The following is a 3,620-nucleotide window of genomic DNA, read 5'->3' as shown; positions in this document are numbered from 1 at the left end:
ACTCCGCTAGAAGACGAAGAAGCGACTTCGTTCGCTGCTCGTTGGCAGCGCCGCCGTCGATGGCCGCTTTATAGGGCCACCCCCTCCGAACTGTCAACAGGTCCTTTCGATTTTTTTCACGAAACCGTCGTCAATTTTATATCATATTGAAAAAGCGAAGCTATTTTTCGGCATCCCGATGACGAATTGAAGTTGCGGCGTTTGGGCGGGGCGGTTCGGTCACCACGGCCGCTTCGAAATCCTCATTTTGCGCGAATTTTGGACGCACGAAGAGGCTCGCGGAGCCTGTGGTCGCAAATTGCCGAGGGGGGAGGCGATGGTGCTGCAAGAGAGGATTGAACTCTCGACCTCTCCCTTACCAAGGGAGTGCTCTACCACTGAGCTACTGCAGCGTCGGGCGGCCTTGTGCCACAGTGATCGCGCCGGCGCAAGACTTTCGCCATAGGCTCGAGCGCGGCATCGACGACGAATTTCAGCGAAACTGGGTGGAATGGTGGGCGGCACAGGGATTGAACCTGTGACCCCTCCCGTGTGAAGGGAGTGCTCTCCCGCTGAGCTAGCCGCCCGAAAGCCTTAGTGGCCGACTATGTCTCTAAGAGACGACGGCGCATTCCGTCAAGTGCAGGGCGAGGCTTCTGTGCACGTCGAGGCGTCCAGAACCCGAAGCGAAGCCACGGCCTGCCATAATTGGTCGAAATGGGAGATCACCCGGTCCGGGCCGAAACTCGAAACCGCAATATCCGTATAGCCGAAATCCACGGCCACCACCGGCACGCCGGCGTTTTTGGCCGTCGCTATGTCGGTTTGCGAATCGCCGATCATCACCGCGCGAGAGACGCTTCCGCCAGCCTTGTCGATCGTCAGCGTCAGCGCGCGGGGGTCGGGCTTGTGCACTGGAAATGTGTCGCGGCCGCAGATCGCGGCGAATCGCTCGGCGACGCCGAGGCGCTCGAGCAGCAGAAAGGCGAGCTCCTCGGATTTGTTGGTGCAGACCGCCAGCGTGAAGCCGACCTCGGCGAAACGCGCCAACGCCGCCTCGGCGCCGGGGAAAAGCCGGGTCTCGACGGCGATTCGCTTGCGATAATGGTCGATGAAGACCGGAAACAGCTCCTCCACCCGCTCCGGCGCGAGCGGCGCCCCGGTGACGGCGAAGCCGCGCTCGATCATCGCCCGCGCCCCCGCGCCGGCCAGCGCGCGCACGGCCGAGAGCGGCACGGGCGCACGGCCGTCGCGCTCCAGCAGGACCCCCAATGTGGCGATGAGGTCGCCGGCCGTGTCGGCGAGCGTGCCGTCGAGATCGAAGACCAAAATCGGCGCGCCGACCATCCCCCTGCCCTTCTCCGCGAGGCCACGCCGGACGCCGTCTCGCGATTGCCGCATCGGCGTGTAGACTGCGCCCGGTGATTCGTCGAAGGGAGTGTAACCTTGCGCGCAGCCATTCGTCTCCTCTCTCGCGGGGCCGCCCTGGCGGCGCCGATCTTCTTCACGTCGATCGGTGCGGCGCTCGCCGGCAATTACGAATTTCTCGCCGCCCCGCAGACAGATCTCAACCGGGTGTTTCGGCTCGACCGCGCCAGCGGCGAGGTCGGGGCCTGCCAATATGGGCTGAAGGAAGGCGCCGCCATCGGCGTCACGCTCTGCTATCCGCCGGGCGAGGGCGCCAAGGCCGGACAATTCAGCGAATACGCCCTCATCGCCTCGCGTCATACGGGCGAGGGCGGCGTGTTTCGCGTCGATCTGCGCTCTGGGCAGATGTCGATCTGCTTCGTGCTGAACGAGAGCTCGGTGGTCTGCACGCCGCCGGCGAAATAGCTCAGAGGCCGGAATCCGTCTCCGGCCAGAACAAAAGCTCGGCGGCCGCGATAAAGGCGACGAGCCCGCCCAGCGCGCCGAGAGCCACGGCGGCGGGGACATTGTGCTCGAAGCGCAGCAGCCATGGCGCGAAAGCCGTGAGCGCGCCGAGCACGACATTCACCTCGCGGAAGAGCCGCGTGTAGCTGGTGAGCGCGATCGCCGCCGCGACGACGATGAAGCTGCCGGCGATCCAGCTCGCCGCGGCCGCCGTGACGTCATGATGATAGCCGAAAAGCCAAGGCGCGATGCAGACGATCCCGCCGAGGACCAGGCAGGCTATGTCATAAGGGCGGCCTCGAAATTGGCCTCGGCCGTTCCCCCTCTGCTCGATGACGCCGCGATCGCTCATGCATCCCTCCCTTGCCGCGACCTTGCGAATCGGGAGAGATAAGGCGGTGGCGGCGCATGGCCAGAGGCATGGCGGGTCAGAGCGTGCGATAGCGCCTGCGGCCCCGGCGCCTTTGCAAAAGTGTCGAGCATGTCGAGAAGGTCCCGCGTCGATCGCGCCGGCCGGTCGAGGCGCGCCACGAGCAAGATGTCGCCCTCAACAAGCGCATCAATAGCGCGGCCAGCGCCGCCCCCGCGTCAGGTATTGAATCGAAAATGCAGCACGTCGCCGTCGGCGACGACATAGTCCTTGCCCTCGAGCCGGAACTTCCCCGCCTCCCGCGCGCCCGACTCGCCGCGCAGCGCGACATAATCCTCATAGGCGATCGTCTCGGCGCGGATGAAGCCCTTCTCGAAATCCGTATGGATCACCGCCGCCGCCTGCGGCGCGCGCGTGCCCTGCTCGATCGTCCAGGCGCGCGCCTCCTTGGGTCCCACGGTGAAATAGGTGACGAGGCGCAGCAGCGTATAGCCGGCCCGGATGACGCGGTTGAGGCCCGGCTCCTCGAGCCCCACCGCCTCGAGATAATCCTTCTGCTCCTCGGCCGGCAGCACGGCGATCTCGCTCTCGATCTTGGCCGAGACGACGACGCTCGCCGCGCCCTCCTCGCGCGCCCGCGCGGCGACCTTCTGCGAGAAGGAATTGCCCTCCGCGGCGGCGCCTTCCTCGACATTGCAGACATAGAGGACGGGCTTGGACGACAGCAGGCCGAGACCGGCGAGCGCGCCGCGCTCCTCCGGCGCGATCGCGACGAGGCGGGCGGGGCGGCCGTCGCGCACCAGATCGAGGCAGCGGCGCATCAGATCGAGCAGCTCCTTGGCGTCCTTGTCGCCGCCCTTGGCCTTCTTCTCGAGCGGAACGACGCGCTTCTCCAGGCTCTCGAGATCGGCGAGCATCAGCTCGGTCTCGATCGTCTCGATGTCGCGGATCGGATCGACGTCGCCCTCGACATGGGTGATGTCGCCATCCTCGAAGCAGCGCACCACATGGGCGATGGCGTCGCATTCGCGGATATTGGCCAAGAACTGATTGCCGAGCCCCTCGCCCTTGGAGGCGCCGCGCACGAGGCCGGCGATGTCCACGAAGGTGAGGCGCGTCGGGATGATCTGCTTGGAGCCGGCGATCTCGCAGAGCTTTTCGAGGCGCGGATCGGGCACGGCGACGTCGCCGACATTGGGCTCGATCGTGCAGAAGGGGTAATTGGCCGCCTGCGCGGCCGCCGTCTGCGTCAGCGCGTTGAAGAGGGTCGACTTGCCGACATTCGGCAGGCCGACGATTCCACATTTGAAGCCCATGGCGTCCCGTTTCCTCGAGCGATCTCGCTGCGGCGCGGTATGGGCGGGACGGGGAGAAAAGGCAAGGGGCGGGCGAAGAGGGG

At 65.8% G+C, this 3,620-nt stretch carries 5 protein-coding genes and 2 tRNA genes; 1 reads left to right on the top strand and 6 read right to left on the bottom strand.

Features of this window, described 5'->3' with window-relative positions:
- Window positions 1–317: 317 nt before the first annotated feature.
- The 3 genes from C5689_RS18080 to C5689_RS18070 all read right to left on the bottom strand — a co-directional run bounded on the left by C5689_RS18080 (window position 318) and on the right by C5689_RS18070 (window position 1,326).
- Window positions 318–392, bottom strand: a tRNA-Thr gene (locus C5689_RS18080).
- A gap of 99 nt (window positions 393–491) precedes the next feature.
- Window positions 492–566: transfer RNA gene (locus C5689_RS18075), tRNA-Val, on the bottom strand.
- A 49-nt stretch (window positions 567–615) separates the two neighbouring features.
- Window positions 616–1,326: an HAD-IA family hydrolase gene (locus C5689_RS18070; RefSeq protein ID WP_108918632.1), complete on the bottom strand. Its 711-nt coding sequence runs from the start codon at window positions 1,324–1,326 to the stop codon at window positions 616–618.
- Between the two features lie 138 nt (window positions 1,327–1,464).
- On the opposite strand from C5689_RS18070, the gene C5689_RS18065 reads away from it, so the two are divergent.
- On the top strand, window positions 1,465–1,812 hold the full coding sequence (locus C5689_RS18065) for a hypothetical protein (protein WP_244594786.1): 348 nt from the start codon (window positions 1,465–1,467) through the stop codon (window positions 1,810–1,812).
- A gap of 1 nt (window position 1,813) precedes the next feature.
- Here the strand turns inward: C5689_RS18065 and C5689_RS18060 are convergent, their stop codons facing one another.
- The 3 genes from C5689_RS18060 to ychF are packed head-to-tail and all read right to left on the bottom strand — an operon-like array spanning window position 1,814 to window position 3,537.
- Window positions 1,814–2,203, bottom strand: a complete 390-nt coding sequence (locus C5689_RS18060) for an SPW repeat domain-containing protein (RefSeq protein ID WP_108918630.1) — start codon at window positions 2,201–2,203, stop codon at window positions 1,814–1,816.
- Window positions 2,200–2,415, bottom strand: a complete 216-nt coding sequence (locus C5689_RS18055) for a recombinase family protein (RefSeq protein ID WP_108918629.1) — start codon at window positions 2,413–2,415, stop codon at window positions 2,200–2,202. Before C5689_RS18055 ends, C5689_RS18060 begins: the two co-directional genes overlap by 4 nt.
- Before the next feature lie 24 nt (window positions 2,416–2,439).
- Complete coding sequence (ychF, locus tag C5689_RS18050; protein WP_108918628.1) at window positions 2,440–3,537, bottom strand: redox-regulated ATPase YchF; 1,098 nt, start codon at window positions 3,535–3,537, stop codon at window positions 2,440–2,442.
- Window positions 3,538–3,620: the final 83 nt, after the last annotated feature.

It is taken from the genome of Methylosinus sporium, from assembly GCF_003113265.1.
Classification (GTDB): domain Bacteria; phylum Pseudomonadota; class Alphaproteobacteria; order Rhizobiales; family Beijerinckiaceae; genus Methylosinus; species Methylosinus sporium.
Note: the sequence above shows the minus strand (reverse complement) of the source record. Positions and strands in the feature narration are given on the sequence as shown.